Here is a 19,639-nt window from a genome sequence, read left to right on the forward strand (position 1 = left end):
GCCTGTAGGGCGGTTTGACACGGCAGGGGCGGGCTTCTATATGCGGCCCCTGCTCGGCGCTTCGAGCAAGGCGGGTCCATGCGCGGGGACACGCTCAGGAAGGAAGCGATCCGGGTGTCCATCTGACGCATGAGGCTGCAGGCCGCATCGAACCCTTTCCGAAGGGATTCCTTGCATGCCGGCGGCCTTTTGGTGCTTCGGGTGATCCGCTTTTCCGGCGGAGGAATCGTTCTCGCGACGACGAAATTTATCAAGGACCCTTCATCGCGAATCGGTCCTTCCGATCAAGAAGCGAAGAGGCAACAGACCCACATGGCGACCAAGCCCCTCGATACCGGACGCTCTGCCAAGAAGCGTATCCGCAAGATCTTCGGCGACATCCACGAAGTCGTCCAGATGCCCAACCTCATCGAGGTTCAGCGCGAAAGCTACGAGCAGTTCCTGCGCTCCGATCCTTCGATCGGCTATGTTTCGGGCCTGGAAAAGACGCTGCGCTCGGTCTTCCCGATCCGCGACTTCGCGGGCACCAGCGAGCTGGACTTCGTCCACTACGAGCTGGAAGACCCGAAGTACGACGTGACCGAATGCCGCCAGCGCGGCATCACTTACGCAGCCCCGATGAAGGTCACGCTGCGCCTGATCGTGTTCGAGGTCGACGCCGAGACCGAGACCCGCTCCGTCCTCGATATCAAGGAGCAGGACGTCTACATGGGCGACATGCCGCTCATGACCGAGAACGGCACCTTCTTCATCAACGGCACCGAGCGCGTGATCGTCTCGCAGATGCACCGTTCGCCGGGCGTGCTTTTCGACCATGACCGCGGCAAGACGCACTCCTCGGGCAAGTTCCTCTTCGCTGCCCGCGTGATTCCCTACCGCGGTTCCTGGCTGGACTTCGAGTTCGACGCCAAGGACATCGTCAACGTGCGTATCGACCGCAAGCGCAAGCTGCCGGTCACCTCGCTGCTCTATGCCCTGGGCCTCGACAGTGAAGCCATCCTCGACCACTTTTACGAAACCGTCACCTGGAAGCGCGGCGAAGGCGGCTGGCGCCTGCCTTACACGCCCGAAGCCTGGCGCGGCCTGAAGCCCGCGTTCGACATCGTCGATGCCAAGTCGGGCGAAGTGGTGTTCGGCGCCGGTCACAAGATCAGCCCGCGCGCTGCCAACAAGGCGCAGAAAGACGGTCTTGAAGAACTCCTCATCCCGACCGAGGAAATCTTCGGCCGCTATGTCGCCGAGGACATGATCGACGAGTCGACCGGCCGCATCTACATCGAGGCGGGCGACGAAGTGACCCCGGAAAACCTCGAAGCGCTCGACGCCGCCGGGATCGACCAGCTCAACCTGCTCGACATCGACGACGTCAACACCGGCCCGTGGATCCGCAACACCATGAAGGCCGACAAGGCCGAAAACCGCGACATGGGCCTTGAGGCGATCTACAAGGTCATGCGCCCGGGCGAACCGCCGACGAAGGAAACCGCCGAAGCGCTGTTCGAAGGCCTGTTCTTCGACGGCGACCGTTATGACCTTTCGGCCGTCGGCCGCGTCAAGCTGAACATGCGCCTCGGCCTCGATGCCGAGGACACCGTCACCACCCTGCGCACCGAGGATATCCTCGCCGTGGTCAAGGAACTGGTGAACCTCAAGGACGGCAAGGGCGAGATCGACGACATCGACAACCTCGGCAACCGCCGCGTGCGTTCGGTGGGCGAGCTGCTGGAAAACCAGTACCGCGTCGGCCTGCTGCGCATGGAGCGCGCCGTCAAGGAACGCATGAGCTCGGTCGACGTGTCGACCGTGATGCCGAACGACCTCATCAACGCCAAGCCCGCCGTGGCCGCCGTTCGCGAGTTCTTCGGCTCCAGCCAGCTCTCGCAGTTCATGGACCAGACCAACCCGCTGTCGGAAGTCACCCACAAGCGCCGCGTTTCGGCACTTGGGCCGGGCGGTCTTACCCGTGAGCGCGCGGGCTTCGAAGTCCGCGACGTTCACCCCACCCACTATGGCCGCATCTGCCCGATTGAAACGCCAGAAGGCCCGAACATCGGTCTGATCAACTCGCTCTCCACCTTTGCCCGCGTCAACAAGTACGGCTTCATCGAGACGCCGTACCGCAAGGTGATCGACGGCAAGGTGACCGGCGAGGTGATCTACCTCTCGGCCATGGAAGAGCAGAAGCACACCGTGGCGCAGGCTTCGGCCATGCTCAACGATGAAGGCATGTTCGTCGAGGATCTCATCTCGGCCCGCCAGAACGGCGAGTTCATCATGAGCCCGTCCGACCAGATCACGCTGATGGACGTTTCACCCAAGCAGCTCGTCTCGGTCGCCGCCTCGCTCATTCCGTTCCTGGAAAACGACGACGCCAACCGCGCTCTGATGGGCTCGAACATGCAGCGTCAGGCCGTGCCGCTCGTGAAGGCGGACGCTCCGTTCGTCGGCACCGGCATGGAAGAGACCGTGGCGCGCGATTCGGGCGCGGCGATCTCGGCGCTGCGCGACGGCGTGGTCGACCAGGTCGATGCAACCCGTATCGTCATCCGCGCCAGCGGCGATATCGAACCCGGCAAGTCCGGCGTCGACATCTACCGCCTGCAGAAGTTCGAACGCTCGAACCAGTCGACCTGCATCAACCAGCGTCCGCTGGTGAAGGTGGGCGATCTGATCCGCAAGGGCGACACCATTGCCGACGGTCCCTCGACCGAATTCGGCGAACTGGCGCTGGGCCGCAACGTGCTCGTCGCGTTCATGCCCTGGAACGGCTACAACTACGAGGACTCCATCCTCATCTCCGAGCGGATCGTGAAAGACGACGTCTTCACCTCGATCCACATCGACGAGTTCGAGGTCATGGCCCGCGACACCAAGCTGGGCCCGGAAGACATCACCCGCGACATCCCCAACGTCGGCGAGGAAGCCCTGCGCAACCTCGACGAGGCGGGCATCGTCTACATCGGCGCCGAAGTGCACCCGGGTGACATCCTCGTCGGCAAGATCACGCCGAAGGGCGAAAGCCCGATGACGCCGGAAGAAAAGCTGCTGCGCGCCATCTTCGGCGAAAAGGCCAGCGACGTGCGCGACACCTCGCTCCGCCTGCCCCCGGGCGTGGCCGGCACCATCGTCGACGTGCGCGTGTTCAACCGCCACGGTATCGAGATCGACGACCGTACCCGCGCGATCCAGAACGAGGAAATCGAACGCCTCGCCAAGGACCGTGAGGACGAACGCGCGATCCTTAACCGCGCGACCTACAACCGTCTGCAGGAAATGCTGCTCGGCCAGACCGCCGCTTCCGCGCCGAAGGGCGTGAAGAAGGGCGTGGAGATCACTGCCGAAGTCCTCGCCGAAGCCGAAAAGCACGAATGGTGGAAGTTCGCCGTCGCGGACGACCACATGCAGGGCCAGCTCGAAGCGGTGAAGACCCAGTACGACGCGACCGTCAAGGCGATCCAGGAGAAGTTCGAGGACCGCAAGGAAAAGCTCGAACGCGGCGACGAACTTGCCCCGGGCGTGCTCAAGATGGTCAAGGTCTTCGTGGCTGTGAAGCGCAAGCTGCAGCCGGGCGACAAGATGGCCGGCCGTCACGGTAACAAGGGCATCATCAGCCGCATCCTGCCGCAGGAAGACATGCCCTTCCTCGAAGACGGCACCCCGGTCGACTTCGTGCTCAACCCGCTGGGTGTGCCTTCGCGCATGAACGTCGGGCAGATCTTCGAAACGCACCTGGGCTGGGCCGCGCGCGGTCTGGGCCGCAAGGTGGCCGATGCGCTCGACGCGTGGCGCGCCGCCAATCCCGATCCGGTCGCGGGCGAGCCGCCCGAAGCGGTGAAGGACGTGCTGAAAGAGATCTACGGCGACAACTACGCCGAGGATATCGAAGCCCGCACGCCGGAGCAGATCGTCGAACTGGCGAACAACGTGCGCAAGGGCGTGCCGATGGGCACTCCGGTGTTCGACGGCGCGGTGGAAGCGGACGTTTCGGCCATGCTGCGGCTTGCCGGGCTCGACGAATCGGGCCAGGTGGACCTCTTCGACGGCCGCACCGGTGATCGTTTCGACCGCAAGGTGACAGTGGGCATGAAGTACGTGCTCAAGCTGCACCACCTTGTCGACGACAAGATCCACGCGCGTTCGATCGGCCCCTACTCGCTCGTCACCCAGCAGCCGCTGGGCGGTAAGGCGCAGTTCGGCGGCCAGCGCTTCGGTGAAATGGAGGTCTGGGCGCTCCAGGCCTACGGCGCCGCCTATACCTTGCAGGAAATGCTGACGGTGAAGTCCGACGACGTGGTCGGCCGTACCAAGGTCTACGAAGCGATCGTCAAGGGCGACGACACCTTCGAGGCCGGCATTCCCGAGAGCTTCAACGTTCTCGTCAAGGAAATGCGCTCGCTGGGCCTCAACGTCGAGCTCAAGAGCCTCGACGACGAAGATGGCGACGACATGCTGCCCGAGGCGGCGGAGTAACAAGGACAGGGCGGCGGCGCCGCCCTCCCTTTCCGCTCCGACGAATTCACCCTTCAATGGGAATTGAACTATGAACGACCTGACCAAGTTCACAAACCAGATGGCGAAGCCCGAAACCTTCGACCAGATCCAGATCGGCCTCGCTTCCCCTGAGCGTATCCGTTCGTGGTCCTTCGGCGAGATCAAGAAGCCGGAAACGATCAACTACCGCACGTTCAAGCCCGAACGCGACGGCCTGTTCTGCGCACGCATCTTCGGCCCGGTGAAGGACTACGAGTGCCTTTGCGGCAAGTACAAGCGCATGAAGTACAAGGGCGTCGTCTGCGAGAAGTGCGGCGTCGAAGTCACCGTCACCAAGGTGCGCCGCGAGCGTATGGGCCACATCGAGCTGGCCGCGCCGGTCGCGCACATCTGGTTCCTCAAGTCGCTGCCCTCGCGCATCGGCCTGCTGCTGGACATGCAGCTCAAGCAGCTTGAGCGCGTGCTCTACTTCGAAAGCTACATCGTCATCGAGCCGGGCCTGACCCCGCTGGAGAAGTACCAGCTTCTCACCGAAGACGAGATGCTCGACGCGCAGGACGAGTACGGCGAGGACGCTTTCTCCGCCGGGATCGGCGCCGAGGCGGTCAAGCAGATGCTCATGGAACTCGACCTTGAGCAGGAACGCGCCGACTTGCTGCAGGAGCTTGAGACGACCAAGTCGGAGCTCAAGCCCAAGAAGATCATCAAGCGCCTCAAGGTCGTCGAATCGTTCATCGATTCGGGCAACCGCCCCGAATGGATGATCCTCGAAGTCGTTCCGGTCATTCCGCCCGAACTGCGCCCGCTGGTGCCGCTGGACGGCGGCCGCTTCGCGACGTCGGACCTCAACGACCTCTACCGCCGCGTGATCAACCGCAACAATCGTCTCAAGCGCCTGATCGAGCTGCGCGCGCCGGACATCATCGTGCGCAACGAAAAGCGCATGCTGCAGGAATCGGTGGACGCCCTGTTCGACAACGGCCGCCGCGGCCGCGTCATCACCGGCGCCAACAAGCGTCCGCTCAAGTCGCTGTCCGACATGCTCAAGGGCAAGCAGGGCCGCTTCCGTCAGAACCTGCTCGGCAAGCGCGTCGACTATTCGGGCCGTTCGGTCATCGTGACCGGTCCGGAACTCAAGCTGCACCAGTGCGGCTTGCCCAAGAAGATGGCGCTCGAACTGTTCAAGCCGTTCATCTACGCCCGCCTCGATGCCAAGGGTCTCTCGATGACCCTGAAGCAGGCCAAGAAGTGGGTCGAGAAGGAGCGCAAGGAAGTCTGGGACATCCTCGACGAAGTCATTCGCGAGCACCCGGTCATGCTGAACCGCGCGCCGACGCTGCACCGCCTCGGCATCCAGGCCTTCGAACCGGTCCTGATCGAGGGCAAGGCGATCCAGCTGCACCCGCTCGTCTGCTCGGCCTTCAACGCCGACTTCGACGGTGACCAGATGGCCGTCCACGTGCCGCTTTCGCTGGAAGCCCAGCTCGAAGCACGCGTGCTGATGATGTCGACCAACAACATCCTCTCGCCCGCGAACGGCAAGCCGATCATCGTGCCGTCGCAGGATATGGTCCTCGGCCTCTACTACCTCTCGATGGACCGCACTGGCGAGCCGGGCGAAGGCATGAAGTTTGCCGACATGGCCGAAGTGCATCAGGCGCTCTACAACGGCTCGGTGACGCTGCACTCGAAGATCGAGGCCCGCGTGCCGCAGACCGACGAGAACGGCGAGCAGTACATGAAGCGGTTTGAGACCACCCCGGGCCGCATGCTGATCGGCGAATGCCTGCCGAAGAGCCACACGGTGCCGTTCGACGTCGTCAACCGCCTTCTCACCAAGAAGGAAATCGGCGACGTCATCGACCAGGTCTACCGCCACACCGGCCAGAAGGACACGGTGCTCTTCGCCGACGCCATCATGAGCCTTGGTTTCCGCCACGCGTTCAAGGCCGGCATCTCCTTCGGCAAGGATGACATGATCATTCCGGAATCGAAGGAAGCCCTGGTCGGCGAGACCAAGGACCTGGTGGCCGACTACGAGCAGCAGTACCAGGACGGCCTGATCACCCAGCAGGAAAAGTACAACAAGGTGATCGACGCCTGGAGCCGCTGCGGCGACCAGGTGGCGAACGCCATGATGGAAGAGCTGAAAGCGCTTCCGGTCGATCCCGAGACCGGCCGTCAGGCACAGATCAACTCGATCTACATGATGAGCCACTCGGGTGCCCGCGGCAGCCCGGCCCAGATGAAGCAGCTTGGCGGTATGCGCGGCCTGATGGCCAAGCCTTCGGGCGAGATCATCGAAACGCCGATCATCTCGAACTTCAAGGAAGGTCTGACCGTTCTTGAATACTTCAACTCGACCCACGGCGCCCGTAAGGGGCTGGCCGACACCGCGCTCAAGACGGCGAACTCGGGCTACCTGACCCGCCGTCTGGTCGACGTGTCGCAGGACTGCGTCGTCGTCGTCGAGGACTGCGGCACCGAGCGGGCGCTGGAAATGCGCGCGATCGTGCAGGGCGGTTCGGTCATCGCCTCGCTCGCCGAGCGTATCCTGGGCCGTACCCTGGCCGAGGACATCGCCGACAAGGACGGCAATGTGATCGTCCCCAACGGCACGCTGCTCGACGAGCCCACCGTGAAGCAGATCGAGGAAGCCGGCGTGCAGTCGGCCCGCATCCGCTCGCCGCTGGTCTGCGAAGCCGAACAGGGCGTGTGCGCCAAGTGCTACGGCCGTGACCTTGCTCGCGGTACGCCGGTCAACATCGGTGAGGCCGTCGGCGTCATCGCCGCGCAGTCGATCGGTGAACCGGGCACGCAGCTCACCATGCGTACCTTCCACATCGGCGGCGCCGCGCAGCTCAACGAAACCAGCCATCTGGAATCGATCTGCGACGGCACCGTGCAGTACCGCGACATCCCGACGATCGTCGACAAGCGGGGCCGCCGCCTGTCGCTCGCCCGCAACGGCGAAGTCGTGGTGATCGACACCGAGGGCCGCGAGCGCGCCATGCACCGCGTGCCTTACGGCACGGTGCTGCTGCACACCGACGGCGCCACGGTGAAGGAAGGCGAACGCCTGGCCGAATGGGACCCGTTCACGCTGCCGATCATCACCGAAACCGCGGGTGTGGTGAAGTATCAGGACCTGATCGACCAGCGCACGCTGACCGAGCAGGTCGACGATGCCACCGGCATGACCAGCCGCGTGGTGACCGAGGACCGGTCCTCGCGCACCAAGAAGAAGGAAGACCTGCGTCCGCGCATCACCCTTCTCGACGATCAGTCGGGCGAGGCCGCGCGCTACATGATGGCGCCGGGCGCCACGCTCTCGGTCGAGGACGGTCAGGCGGTCGAGGCCGGCGACATCATCGCCCGTGCTTCGCGCGAAGCCGCTAAGACCCGCGACATCACCGGTGGTCTGCCGCGCGTTGCCGAGCTGTTCGAGGCCCGCAAGCCGAAGGACAACTCGATCATCGCCAAGATCTCGGGCCGCATCGAGTTCGTGCGTGACTACAAGGCCAAGCGCAAGATCGCGATCATTCCGGAAGAGGGCGAACCGGTCGAGTACCTGATCCCCAAGAGCCGCGTGATCGACGTGCAGGAGGGCGACTTCGTCAAGAAAGGCGACAACCTGATCTCGGGCTCGCCCGATCCGCACGACATTCTCGAAGTCCTCGGCGTCGAGGCGCTGGCGGAATACCTCGTGGCGGAAATCCAGGAAGTCTACCGCTTGCAGGGCGTGAAGATCAACGACAAGCACATCGAGGTGATCGTTCGCCAGATGCTGCAGAAGGTCGAGATCACCGACGGCGGCGACACCACTCTGCTGGCGGGCGAGCAGGTCGATTACGAGGAAATGAACGAGTACAACAGCAAGCTGAAGCCGGGCCAGAAGCCCGCCGAAGGCAAGCCGGTGCTGCTCGGCATCACCAAGGCCTCGCTGCAGACCCGTTCGTTCATCTCGGCCGCGTCGTTCCAGGAAACCACCCGCGTGCTCACGCAGGCGGCGGTCGAGGGCAAGCGCGACTCGCTGATCGGTCTGAAGGAAAACGTCATCGTCGGCCGCCTGATCCCGGCGGGCACCGGCGCGGGCATGAACCGTGTGCGCGTTGCCGCATCGAGCCGGGACGCCGCCCTGCGCGCGTCCTACCGCAAGATGCAGGAAGCGCTCATCGCCGCCGATACGGCGGAGGAAGAGCACGCGGCCGAGCTGCAGCGCGATCCGCTTGACGACCTGGGTGACGATCCGCTGGCGGCGGTCGAGGGCGAGACCCACGGCACCGACGCCGATGCGGGCGATTACCTGACGAAGGACGGCGAGGCCGAATAAGCCTCCCGCACCATCGCAGCGAAACGAAGAGCCCCGCCGGAACGATCCGGCGGGGCTTTTTGCATGCCTCGGCCGTTTCCGCCCAGGATGGTTACCGGCTGGTAGGAACTTGTCCGCTATAGGCGGTGTTCCTCATTGGGAACTGAAGCTGGCAAAGATGGCTTGGAATATCGCGCGCATCGCCAAAAGGAGCGCGCCGCGCAGCAACGGCGAATTTACGGCGCAATCGGCCATGTCGTCTGCGCAAGCCTTGTCCTTCTGCCGGATCGTCGAGAACCTCGATGGCATCGGCTTCTGGTCCACGGACACGGACGGTAACGTCCTGCACCTCTCCGGCAAGGCGATGACCCGCCTGCCCGATCCGGGTTCGGCATTCGGGCAGCCGCTGACCGCGCTGTTCATGCAGATCGACGATGCGGGCGAAAGCGGGCGCAGCCTGCGCTTCGCCCTGTCGCGCCGTTCCCGCTTCGAACGGCTTGCGGTCTGCACCGGGCAGGAGGAAAACCGGCGCTGGTGGCTGCTGTCGGGAGAAGCCCAGTTCGACAATGCGCAGCACTTCACCGGCTTTTCCGGCATCTGTTCCGAAATCACCGACGACCGCCGTATTGCCGAGGAAAACGCCAAGGCGGCGATGCACGATCCGCTGACCGGCCTGCTCAACCGGCGGCAGATGACGCGCAAGATCGAACGCACGCTGAGCGCCTACCGCCCGCACAAGCGCCCCTGCGCGACGCTGCTGATCGACCTCGACCGTTTCAAGCAGGTCAACGATACGCTGGGCCACTCGGCAGGCGACGCCCTGCTCAAGCAGGTCTCCGAGCGGCTGCTGACGATCCTGAAAGACCCCGAGACGGTCTGCCGCCTGGGCGGCGACGAATTCCAGGTGCTGCTGCCCGATGTCGAGGACCGCGGCGATCTCGGCAACCTGGCAGAGCGCATCATCGCCATGATCTCGCAACCCTATTCGGTCGAAGGCAGCCGCTGCATTATCGGCGCCTCTGTGGGAATCGCCATCAGTCCGTTCGACGGCACCGAAACCGACGAACTCCTGCGCAATGCCGACCTGGCGCTCTATGCCGCCAAGCACGGCGGACGCGGCGCCTTCCGCTTCTTCTCGCGCGAACTGCTGACTGCGGCCGAGGACCGGCGCCAGCTTGAGGAAGACCTGCACGACGCCATCAATCGCGGCGAGTTCGTACTGCACTATCAGCCCATCGTGCAATGCAGCACCCATGCCGTAACCGGCGCCGAAGCGCTGATCCGTTGGAACCACCCGGAACAGGGCCAGATCAGCCCTTCACTGTTCATCCCGATCGCCGAGGAATCGGCCCTGATCCGCCGCATCGGCGACTGGGTTCTGCGCACCGCCTGCATGGAGGCCGCGCAATGGCCACGCGCGCTGCGGGTCGCCGTGAACATCTCCCCCACCCATTTCAGCGATCCCGGCTTTCCAGCCTCGGTGACGCAGGCCCTCGCCGCCTCCGGCCTCGATCCGGACCGGCTCGAACTGGAAATCACCGAAGGCGTGTTCCTGGCGCAGGGCGACGAGGCCGATGCGCGTTTCAAGACCCTCAAAGCGCTGGGCGTGCGCCTCGCGCTCGACGATTTCGGCACCGGCTATTCCTCACTCGGCTATCTCAAGAGCGCGCCGTTCGACAAGATCAAGATCGACCAGAGCTTCGTCAAAGGCGCGACCCAGACCGGATCGCGCAACCGGGCCATCATCGCCGCCATCGTCGCCCTGGCGCAGGCGCTGGAGATGGAGACCACTGCCGAAGGCATCGAGACACACGATCAGCTCGATCTCATGCGCGAACTGGGCGTCAGCCAGGTGCAAGGCTACATCTATTCGCGCCCGCTGCAGCCCGAAGCCTTCCTCGACGGCGCACGCCAGACCGACTGGGGCATCGAGCCCGAGGGCCCGGCATGCCAGCGGCAGGACCGCGTTTCGCTGTTCCGCTGGATCGGTGCCATTCACGAGGACTTCTACTACCCGGTCGTACTGCGCAATCTCTCGACCACCGGTGCGCTGATCGAGGGGCTGGAGGATGTCCCCGTCGGCACCCGCTTCGTGGTCTATTTTGGCGAGGGACAGCTCGAAGTCGCGACCGTCCGCCGCATCACCGGCGACAAGCTCGGGCTCGAATTCGACAAGACGCTGGTGAACGACGGCACCGGCGGCCTGTGCACCCGCACCCGGATCTCGCCCTATGACCTGATCAGCGCCGGTCTGCCGCCAGATTTCGAAGCGAGCACGATCCGCACGCCGATCGGTCCGCGCGACGGCAAGGTCTGCGTCCCGGCCTTCACCTCCACTATCGGGCGCAAGGCGATCTGGGGCACCCAGGGCACGAGTTGAGCGCACTTCACGCACGAGCCCCTCTCTCGACCGGCAGCGGACACGGATCGACAAGTGGCGTGGGCTTTTCGCACGCAGGCGCCTATCTGCGCTTTACCCCCCATCCCGCAAGGTTCGAACCGGAATGATCCCCCCTGAATCGAAAGTCACCCACGCCGCCATGGCCTCGGTCATCGGCATGAGCGCTTTCGTGATCTGGTCCGGCCTTGCGGGACTGGCGGGCTGCTTCGCCTGAACCGGCTCCCCGCGCAGGCCAGTCAGCCTCCGCCCAGGGTCATCCGGTCGCCAGCAATGCTCACGCTGGGTATGCGGGCAAGAAACGACTGGCCGAGCAGCGACACGCCCAGCCCCTTGGGAACGATCACCGCGCTGACACCGCGGGCGCCATAGGCCCCAAGTTCAACATGCTCCAGCCGCACCGGCACGCCATAGACGATGCCGCTGGCGCCTTGCCCCACCGGGCGCAGCTCCGAGGGATCCCAGTGCAGGCCGATGGCTTGGGCATCCGCCCCGGTGAGCGCGATCATCGAGGCGCCGGTGTCGATCAGGAACCGGGTCGAATGGGCATTGATATCCGCCCGTGCATAGAAATGCCCGTCGCTCTGGCGGGAAAGGACGGTTTCGTCCGCAACCGCCGCAGCGGCGGCGCGGGTTCCCGCCTGGCCGCTGCCGGGCGCCGCCTCGGCCGGTTTGGGTGCGGTCTGCGGGGAGACCGTAAGGTCCGGAGCGAACCAGCCGATACCGGCGGCGGCAGCGATCAGCAGGATGAGAGGGCCCATGCGCATGGGCAAAGCCTACGCCCGATTCGCTTAGGTGCGGTTAAAGATCGGGCGGCGCGTAGCCATGATGGACCGCAGTGCCCACGATGGCGGCCATTGCCCCCACCAGCAGCGCATCGAACGTCATGAGCGCCCAAACCACGGGTGCCGCTTTGCCGAAAGCCCAGACGTGATCGGCCTGATGCAGGATCTGCAAGGGGACAGCCGCCAGCATCGTGAATGCGAAAATGCGCAACCCCTTGCCCCAGCCATGGCGAAAGACGCCAGCCAGCGTGGCATCCCGGTCTCCCAGCAGGCCCGCCATGACCAGCACCATGACCGGGATCGTCGCCAGCAGCGTCACCAGACTGACCGCAAGGTAGATTGCCGGTGGCAACCCCAGTCCCGGCAACATCGGAATCGAGAGGATCAATGTCAGTGCCATGCCCAGGCAGAACGGGCGCCATGCGACCGTAGCAAAGCTCCACCAGGCCCTTCCCGCGGCCCGGTTCGCCCAGAACCGCGACGCCAGAAGCATGGACAGCCACACGGCGGCGATCTTGGGATAACCAAAGGCCATGCGCTGCGGATCGAACGCCAGGGCCTTGAAACTCTCCCGGCTAGCCAGCAAGCCGATCCGGATTTCCACCACATGCTGCGCAAATTCGAACACGGCCGCCAGCAAGGGGATCGCAGGCGCCAGCCAGAACAAGCTGACACCGTCACACAGGCAGACGAGGAAGCGCCGCAGCTCCCTGCCCAGAGCCTTCACTCGGCGGCCTCAGCCACTTCTGCCGCTTCGATCTCGGCGGCTTTGGCTTCCACCAGCGCGACGATGTGATCGAGCATGTCCTCGCTCTGGACGTGATGATCGGTCACGCCCGAAAGATAGACCATGTGCTTGCCGTTGCCACCGCCGGTAAGGCCGATATCGGTCTCGCGCGCTTCGCCGGGGCCATTGACCACGCAGCCCAGCACCGAAAGCGAGAGCGGGGTCTTGATGTGCTGCAAGCGGGCCTCCAGCGCCTCCACCGTGCGGATCACATCGAAACCCTGCCGCGCGCAGGAGGGGCAGGAGACGACGCGCACGCCGCGCGTGCGCAGGCCCAGCGCCTTCAGGATCTCGAAGCCGACGCGCACTTCCTCTTCCGGCTCGGCCGAGAGCGAGACGCGCAAGGTGTCGCCAATCCCGGCCCACAGCATGTTGCCGATGCCGATGGCGCTCTTCACGGTGCCGCCGATCAGCCCGCCCGCCTCGGTGATGCCCAGATGCAGCGGGCAATCCACGGCATCGGCCAGTCCCTGATAGGCCGCGACCGCCAGGAACACGTCGCTGGCCTTCACGGCCACCTTGTATTCGTGGAAATCGTGGTCCTGCAGCAGCTTGATGTGATCGAGGGCGGATTCGACCAGCGCTTCGGGGCATGGCTCGCCGTATTTTTCGAGCAGATCCTTCTCAAGGCTGCCTGCATTGACGCCGATGCGGATCGCGCAGCCATTGGCCTTGGCCGCGCGCACCACTTCGGCCACGCGTTCGTCCGAGCCGATATTGCCGGGGTTGATGCGCAGGCAGGCCGCGCCTGCATCGGCGGCTTCGAGCGCGCGCTTGTAGTGGAAATGGATGTCGGCGATCAGCGGCACTTGCGCCGCCTTCACGATCTCGCGCAGCGCCGCCGTGCTTTCCACATCGGGGCAGGAGACGCGAATCAGGTCCGCCCCGGCATCCTCGCAGCGGCGGATCTGGCCGATCGTCGCCTTCGCGTCGGAGGTGGGGGTATTGGTCATGGTCTGCACCGTGATCGGGGCATCGCCGCCGACGGGCACGCTGCCGACCATGATCTGCCGGCTCTTGCGGCGCTCGATATCGCGCCAGGGTCTGATCGAGGACATGGCGCCCCTATAGGCGCTTGGCGTGACGGTTTGAAGCCGGTTTGCGCCCGCCTGTTTTTCGGGCATGCAGGGGGCATGAACGAGACGGTCCCGACAGACGAGAGCGACGAGGCCCTGCCGCTGCTGTTCGGCCGCGTGCTCGACGGCAAGGGCGGCGGGCGGCCGATCGGATGGGCAGACGTGCCGCATTGGCAGCCTGCACAGCCGGGCGAAGTGCTGTGGGTCCATCTGCTGCGCACACACGAAGGCGTCCAGCAATGGCTGCAGGATTGCCTCCGCATCCCCGAGCCCACCGCCGAACTGCTGACCAGCGATGCCACCCGCCCGCGCGCATTCCGCGACGGGAACACGCTTGTCGCCACTCTGCGCGGCATCAACTTCAATCCCGGTGCCGAGCCGGAAGACATGCTTTCGATGCAGCTATGGAGCGACGGCAGGCGAATCGTCACTTTGCGGCGCATGCCGCTGCAGACCCCGCGCATGACCTGCAACGAAGTCGATGCCGGAACCGGGCCGGTCGATGTCGGCTCGCTGATCACCTCGCTCACCGAACACCTGATCGACCGCATGAGCCACTCGATCATCGACATGAACGAGGCGATAGACGAACTGGAAGAGGGCGATCCGGAAGACGATACCGACGCCGTGCTGAGCAAGATCGCCACGATCCGGCGCAATTGCCTTGGCCTCAAGCGCCATATGTCCCCCCAGCACGAAGCCTTGCTGGCGATTGCCAACAACGCGCCCGATTGGTTCGAGGATCACGACCGGCGCGAGATCGCCGAGACCATCGACCGGCTGCGGCGTTATCTGGACGATCTCGACATCAGCAAGGAAAGCGCGCTGGTGCTGCAGGACGACATCCGCGCCCGCGCCGCCGCCAGCACCGAGCGCACGCAGAACATGCTGACGATCGTCGCGGGCATTTTCCTGCCGCTGAGCTTCATCACTGGCCTCTTGGGCATCAATGTGGGCGATATCCCGCTCACCAGCCCGGGCAGCCACGGGTTCTGGATCATCGTTGGCCTGTGCTTCGTCCTCTTCGCGCTCGAACTGCTGATCGCCAAGAAGCTCAAGTGGTTCTGACACGGCGACTGCAAGCAGCCAGCTGAAAAGGAGGGGCAAACATCCTTCGACAAGCTCAGGATGAGCGGGCTCCGATTCAGGCCTCAGGTCTGTCGCGTCACACCATCCGGGCGAACAGGAATTCCTCGTCGCGCTGCTCGCCGACCATGAAGTGGATGTCAGCCGCCTTTTCGAACCCGTAGCGGCGGTAGAACTTCTGCGCTCCGGGATTGTCCGAATAGACCGAGAGCTGGATCTCGTCGGCGCCGAAACGGCCCGCCTCTTCCAGTGCCCAGTCCATCAGCCGCGCGCCGATGCCCTGCCCGGTTGCGTCGGGATCGGTATAGAGCTGCTTGAGCTCGATCGCCGCCTGTCCCCGCGCATGCTCGGGCCAGCCGCAGATCATCACCAGCTTGCAGTATCCCAGCAGCTTGCCGCCGGTCTCGGCCAGCATCACCCGCATCTGCGGATCGGCGATTTCCTTCGCCGCCTTTGCCTCGGTGTGCGATTCGGAGAGGAAGTTTTCCAGATCCTCCGTCCGGTAGAGATGGCCGAACTTCACGATAAAACTCCGCGCGCCCAGCTCGGCGAGCGCGGCCGCATCGGCGGGGGTGGCCGGGCGCAATTCCATTAGAGTTCCTTCGTCATGCACAGAGAGAAATCATCGGAGACATAGTCGCCGAACGGCGGGCACTCGGCAAAGTCATGGGCGCGGTAGAGCGCGTGCGCGGCCTGAAACGGTTCGGGGCGGCCGGTTTCGAGGCTCACCCGCTTGTAGCCGCGCGTGCTGGCCTCTTCGAGCAGGCGCAGCAGGATCGCCTTGCCCACGCCCTTGCCGCGATAGTCCGGCGCGGCGCGCATCGATTTCAGCTCGCCGTGATGCGCATCCAGATGCTTGATCGCGCCGCACCCAGCGAGGGTTTCGCCATCCCAGGCGGAGAAGAACAGCACGTCCGGTTCGCGCAGCCGTTCGGCGGGCATGGCGTGCACCTTGCAGGCGGGCGACCACTGCTGCATCTCATCGAGGTGCAGTTGCAGCAGGGCCAGCACGGCCTCGCCCGTCAGATCGTCAGGCTCGATTCGCAGATTTTCGATCATCGTCCCTATCCGGAAAACTTGTCGGCCTTGCGGCGGCCCATCCGCATGCCGCTTTCCAGCCGCGCCCGCAACTGGGTGTAGTAGGCTTCGAGGAACGCCTTCTCGTCGTTCCAGCCGTCGGTGCGGCCGATCTTTCCGGCTATCGTCTGGTAGACCGTCTCGATCGATTGCTCGCGGTTTTCGCGCAGCACGCGTTCGAGCGCCTGCAATTCGAATTCGCCGTAGACCGCCAGCTCCTCTTCGGCGAACTGATAGGTCTTGCGCGCGGCGCCGCTTTCGTCCGTGCGCTCCCGTTCCAGCGACATCGCCGCTTCCAGCTTCTGGCGCGGGCGTTCGAGCACCCAGGAGCCGGCGATCACGTCCCCTGCGCGCAGCCCGTCGCGGTTGAACAGCGGGAACAGCATGAAAATCAGGAACCAGCCGGTCGCGGCCAGCCAGGCCCAGCCGCTGTCCGCGCCGACGGATAGCAGGAACACGATCGGCAGGAACAGTTCGATATCGCGCAGCAGATTGCGCGCGATCACCATTTCCGCGGACAGCCGCCCGCCGTCGCGCGCGGCGATGCGGATGCCCATCAGCCGCTTGCCCGGCGTCGCCCCGCGCGGGCCCAGTTCGAAGAACAGGAAATAGGCGTTGCGGAAAAGGAACATGATCACGATCCACACGATCAGCAAGAATTGCAGCGCATGCCCAATGGCCGAATTGCTGCGGATCGCGTCCTGCATCGAAACCATGCCGCCCGCGATCGAGAACAGCGCGACCGTGCTGCCCACGATCAGCACCACGATAATCAGCAGATCGAGCAGCAGCGCCCCCAGCCGCGCGCCCCGGCTGGCGACGGCGACGGGCAACGCGATCCCTTCCGGCGTCACCAGCATACGGTCCTTGTGCGACCGGCGCAGGCGGGTGGGAACCGCACTCATGCCCGCGCCCGCCGCCGGGCCTTGCGCGGCCCGGCATTGCCGCGAAAGGCGAAGAAATAGGCGCTCCACAGCAGCAGCATGAAACCGCCGATGGCGAAGCGGCCCAGCGTCTCGTTCACGAGCTGGCGGGCGAAGCCCTCAAGCAGCGCGGCCACCACCAGCATCAGCACCACTCCGGTCATCACCAGCGCCGCGCGCCGCCCGGCCTCGGCGGTGGCCTGCAGGATCGGGCGGTTCCCCGGAAAGGCGATCGAGCGGCCGATGTGCAGGCCCGCCGCGCCCGCCAGCAGGATCGCGAACAGCTCCGTCGTGCCGTGCACCGCGATCCACCCGGCGAAGTCCACGGTCAGCCCCACCTGATGATAGACCCAGGCCATCGCGCCCAGCACCGCCAGATTGTGCACCAGCAGCAGCAGCGAAGGCACGCCGAAGGCAAAGCCCAGCGCAAAGGCGAGGATCGAAACTTGCGCATTGTTGCTGAACAGTTGCGCCGCGAAAATGCTGAGGCCGTCCTTCTGCTGCGGCGCGAACAGCGTATCGTGCAGGACTTTGGCGCTGGCGCCCGGCACGCGCGTGCCTGCCATGTCCTTGCCCACCAGCGCGAAGTACCATTCGGGATCGTGGCTCACCAGCAGCCAGCCGACCACGGCGCCTGCCACCATCACGGCAAAGGCAATCAGGATATCGAACCCGATCGCGCGCACTGCCGCGCTCCAGCCGCCGCCGAGAAAGCCGCGCAGCCATTCCCACAGCGACGAGCGCGGCCCGTAGACGACGAACCACGCGCGCTGCACCAGTGCTTCCAGATAGCCCAGCGTTGCCGCGTCGAGCGAAGTCTCGCGCGCGATCGACAGGCTGGAGGCCACGGTGCGGTAAAGCCCGGGCAGAGCCAGCAGATCCTCGTCGGAAATGCCGCGCAGGCGGCCCTTTTCCATGCGGGTGACGATCGTCTCCAGCCGTTTCCAGTCCGCCTCGCGCTCCAGCCGGAAGCGGTCGGAACGCAGGGCGGCGCTTTCGATGGCGGAAGGGGTGGCAACAGCCGCGTTCATCCGATCGCTCCCGAGCGTTTGATTTCAAGGTAGGCGTCGAGCAGGCGCGTGCCGATCCGGTCGAACGGCGCCTCGATCACATCGACGCCGAGCTGGCGCAGCCGTCCGGTCACCAATGCGCGCTGGCGCAGCAGCAGGTCGGCCGAGACGGCCTCGGACAGGACTTCCAGATCGTCGGGCGCGGCGGCGGAGAGCGTTTCCAGCTCGTTGTCCGCCATCGTCACGAAGAGCACGACATGGCGCTTCACCAGCCGGGCGATGCTTTCGATCATCAGGTCCGCGCTGGTGAGATCAGTGAAGTCCGAGAACACCACGATCAGCGAGCGGCGCTGCAAGCGGCCTGCCAGTGTGGCCAGTGCGAGGGTGAAATTGGGCTCTTCGGCGCGGTATTCCAGCTCGGCGGCGGCGCGCTGCAAGCGGTGGAACTCGTTCGATGCGGCGACGAAAGGGGTGGAGACTTCGGGCCGCGCGGCAAAGCCGAACAGCGAGACCCGGTCCCCGCCCTTGAGCGCCACATAGGCCGTTGCCAGCGCGGCGGAGACCGCGCGGTCCATCCTCGGCATGCCCTCGATCGGCTCGCACATCGCGCGGCCGCAATCGAAGGCGAAGACGATCTGATTGTTGCGCTCGGTCTCGTATTCCTTGGCGTAGAGGTGGACGTGGCGGGCCGAGGCTTTCCAGTCGATCCGGCGCCGGTCCATGCCCGGCTGATATTCGGCAAGCGATTCGAACTGCGTGCCCTCACCCCGGATGCGCCGGGCGATGAGGCCGAACTGCGCATCCTTGAGGAACGTCTGCAAGGCCGGGGAGCGGGCGGCGGCGATGTTCGGCCAGACGCGCACCTCCTCTTCCAGATTGCCCTGCAACTGGCGCGCGCCAAGCCCGAGCGGCCCGGTCCAGCGCAGCCAGGTGCGGCTCACTTGCCCCGTGCCCCGGCGCGAGGCGCTGAACGGGCTTTCGCCGCGCCACATTCCGTCCTGCCGCGTCAGATCGAACAGCATCCGTCCGCCAGGCGCCAGCCGTGCATCGCAGGCCAGCGCCGCCTGCATGGCCGAAGGACGCCCGCCGCCCAGCCGCACGTGCGCCGCGATGGCGTGGTCCGCGCCGACTTCGACATCATGCGGAACCAGAACCTGCAAGTCCTCCAGCCGCCCCGCCAGCAGCGCATCGATCACGATGAGCGCCAGCACCGCGATCCCCGCCAGCGGCGCGATCAGCCAGGCGTCCGGCCGCGTCGCGCCGATCACCAGCGCGACTGGCGCCGCCAGCGCCAGCAGCGCGGCCGCGCGGGCGGTGGGAACGATCGGGGCGAAGCGGAGGCTCATAAAACGAAAACCAATCCCAAGCTCCGTTCGTGTCGAGCGAAGTCGAGACACGCTGGCATTGCGCTGCCGTGTCTCGACTTCGGGCTTTCAGCCCGAAGTTTATCCTGAGAGTACCGAAGGGCTCGACACGAACGGAAGGTGGCTTGGGTCATGGCCGTCACAGCTTACCGGGGCGCCTCGGTCTGTTCGACCAGTTGCTCGACAAGCTGCTCGACCTGCTTGCCCTCGATCTCGGCCGCCGGGCTCAGCAGCAGGCGGTGGCGCAGCACGCTGCCCGCGAGCGCTTTCACGTCGTCGGGCACGACATAGTCGCGGCCATCGAGCGCGGCGCGGGCGCGGGCGGCCCCG

General features: G+C 65.2%; 12 protein-coding genes and 1 pseudogene. 4 read left to right on the forward strand and 9 right to left on the reverse strand.

The genetic code is table 11. The features are described from left to right. Nucleotides 1–312 precede the first annotated feature (312 nt). The 3 genes from rpoB (at nucleotide 313) to MTR66_RS18255 (ending at nucleotide 11,183) form a co-directional block, all read left to right on the forward strand. Complete coding sequence (gene rpoB / locus MTR66_RS18245) at nucleotides 313–4,470, forward strand: DNA-directed RNA polymerase subunit beta (protein ID WP_243923637.1); 4,158 nt, start codon at nucleotides 313–315, stop codon at nucleotides 4,468–4,470. 70 nt (nucleotides 4,471–4,540) lie between these two features. Next, nucleotides 4,541–8,824, forward strand: coding sequence for a DNA-directed RNA polymerase subunit beta' (rpoC, locus tag MTR66_RS18250; RefSeq protein ID WP_243923639.1), 4,284 nt, complete (start codon nucleotides 4,541–4,543; stop codon nucleotides 8,822–8,824). A 232-nt stretch (nucleotides 8,825–9,056) separates the two neighbouring features. Next, complete coding sequence (locus tag MTR66_RS18255; RefSeq protein WP_243923641.1) at nucleotides 9,057–11,183, forward strand: putative bifunctional diguanylate cyclase/phosphodiesterase; 2,127 nt, start codon at nucleotides 9,057–9,059, stop codon at nucleotides 11,181–11,183. Between the two features lie 257 nt (nucleotides 11,184–11,440). Here MTR66_RS18255 and MTR66_RS18260 read toward each other — a convergent pair whose 3' ends face one another. Genes MTR66_RS18260 through ispG form a run of 3 tightly spaced genes read right to left on the reverse strand, consistent with a single transcriptional unit; the run spans nucleotide 11,441 to nucleotide 13,831 of the window. After that, entirely contained in the window at nucleotides 11,441–11,962 is a 522-nt protein-coding gene (locus MTR66_RS18260) for a retropepsin-like aspartic protease family protein (RefSeq protein WP_243923643.1), read from the reverse strand. A 40-nt stretch (nucleotides 11,963–12,002) separates the two neighbouring features. After that, nucleotides 12,003–12,713: a hypothetical protein gene (locus MTR66_RS18265; protein WP_243923645.1), complete on the reverse strand. Its 711-nt coding sequence runs from the start codon at nucleotides 12,711–12,713 to the stop codon at nucleotides 12,003–12,005. Then, entirely contained in the window at nucleotides 12,710–13,831 is a 1,122-nt protein-coding gene (gene ispG / locus MTR66_RS18270) for a flavodoxin-dependent (E)-4-hydroxy-3-methylbut-2-enyl-diphosphate synthase (RefSeq protein ID WP_243923647.1), read from the reverse strand. The genes MTR66_RS18265 and ispG overlap by 4 nt, the downstream gene beginning before the upstream one ends. Nucleotides 13,832–13,906: 75 nt before the next feature. On the opposite strand from ispG, the gene MTR66_RS18275 reads away from it, so the two are divergent. Then, nucleotides 13,907–14,917, forward strand: coding sequence for a zinc transporter ZntB (locus MTR66_RS18275; RefSeq protein WP_243923649.1), 1,011 nt, complete (start codon nucleotides 13,907–13,909; stop codon nucleotides 14,915–14,917). A 97-nt stretch (nucleotides 14,918–15,014) separates the two neighbouring features. Here MTR66_RS18275 and MTR66_RS18280 read toward each other — a convergent pair whose 3' ends face one another. The 6 genes and pseudogenes from MTR66_RS18280 to MTR66_RS18305 form a co-directional block, all read right to left on the reverse strand. Continuing rightward, complete coding sequence (locus tag MTR66_RS18280; protein WP_243923651.1) at nucleotides 15,015–15,527, reverse strand: GNAT family N-acetyltransferase; 513 nt, start codon at nucleotides 15,525–15,527, stop codon at nucleotides 15,015–15,017. Further along, the gene (locus MTR66_RS18285) at nucleotides 15,527–15,994 is read right to left on the reverse strand and encodes a GNAT family N-acetyltransferase (RefSeq protein WP_243923653.1); all 468 of its coding nucleotides are present in this window, start codon (nucleotides 15,992–15,994) and stop codon (nucleotides 15,527–15,529) included. Before MTR66_RS18285 ends, MTR66_RS18280 begins: the two co-directional genes overlap by 1 nt. 5 nt (nucleotides 15,995–15,999) lie before the next feature. Further along, nucleotides 16,000–16,917 carry an RDD family protein gene (locus tag MTR66_RS18290; protein ID WP_243923655.1) on the reverse strand — a complete coding sequence of 306 codons (918 nt, stop codon included), beginning with the start codon at nucleotides 16,915–16,917 and terminating at the stop codon, nucleotides 16,000–16,002. Beyond that, the gene (locus MTR66_RS18295) at nucleotides 16,914–17,966 is read right to left on the reverse strand and encodes a stage II sporulation protein M (protein WP_243923658.1); all 1,053 of its coding nucleotides are present in this window, start codon (nucleotides 17,964–17,966) and stop codon (nucleotides 16,914–16,916) included. The genes MTR66_RS18290 and MTR66_RS18295 overlap by 4 nt, the downstream gene beginning before the upstream one ends. After that, complete coding sequence (locus MTR66_RS18300; RefSeq protein WP_243923660.1) at nucleotides 17,963–19,291, reverse strand: DUF58 domain-containing protein; 1,329 nt, start codon at nucleotides 19,289–19,291, stop codon at nucleotides 17,963–17,965. Before MTR66_RS18300 ends, MTR66_RS18295 begins: the two co-directional genes overlap by 4 nt. 164 nt (nucleotides 19,292–19,455) lie before the next feature. Further along, nucleotides 19,456–19,639, reverse strand: a pseudogene (locus MTR66_RS18305) (AAA family ATPase); the annotation flags it as partial.

The sequence above is a fragment of the Novosphingobium beihaiense genome (assembly GCF_022832375.1).
In the GTDB taxonomy this organism is placed as follows: Bacteria; Pseudomonadota; Alphaproteobacteria; order Sphingomonadales; family Sphingomonadaceae; genus Novosphingobium; species Novosphingobium beihaiensis.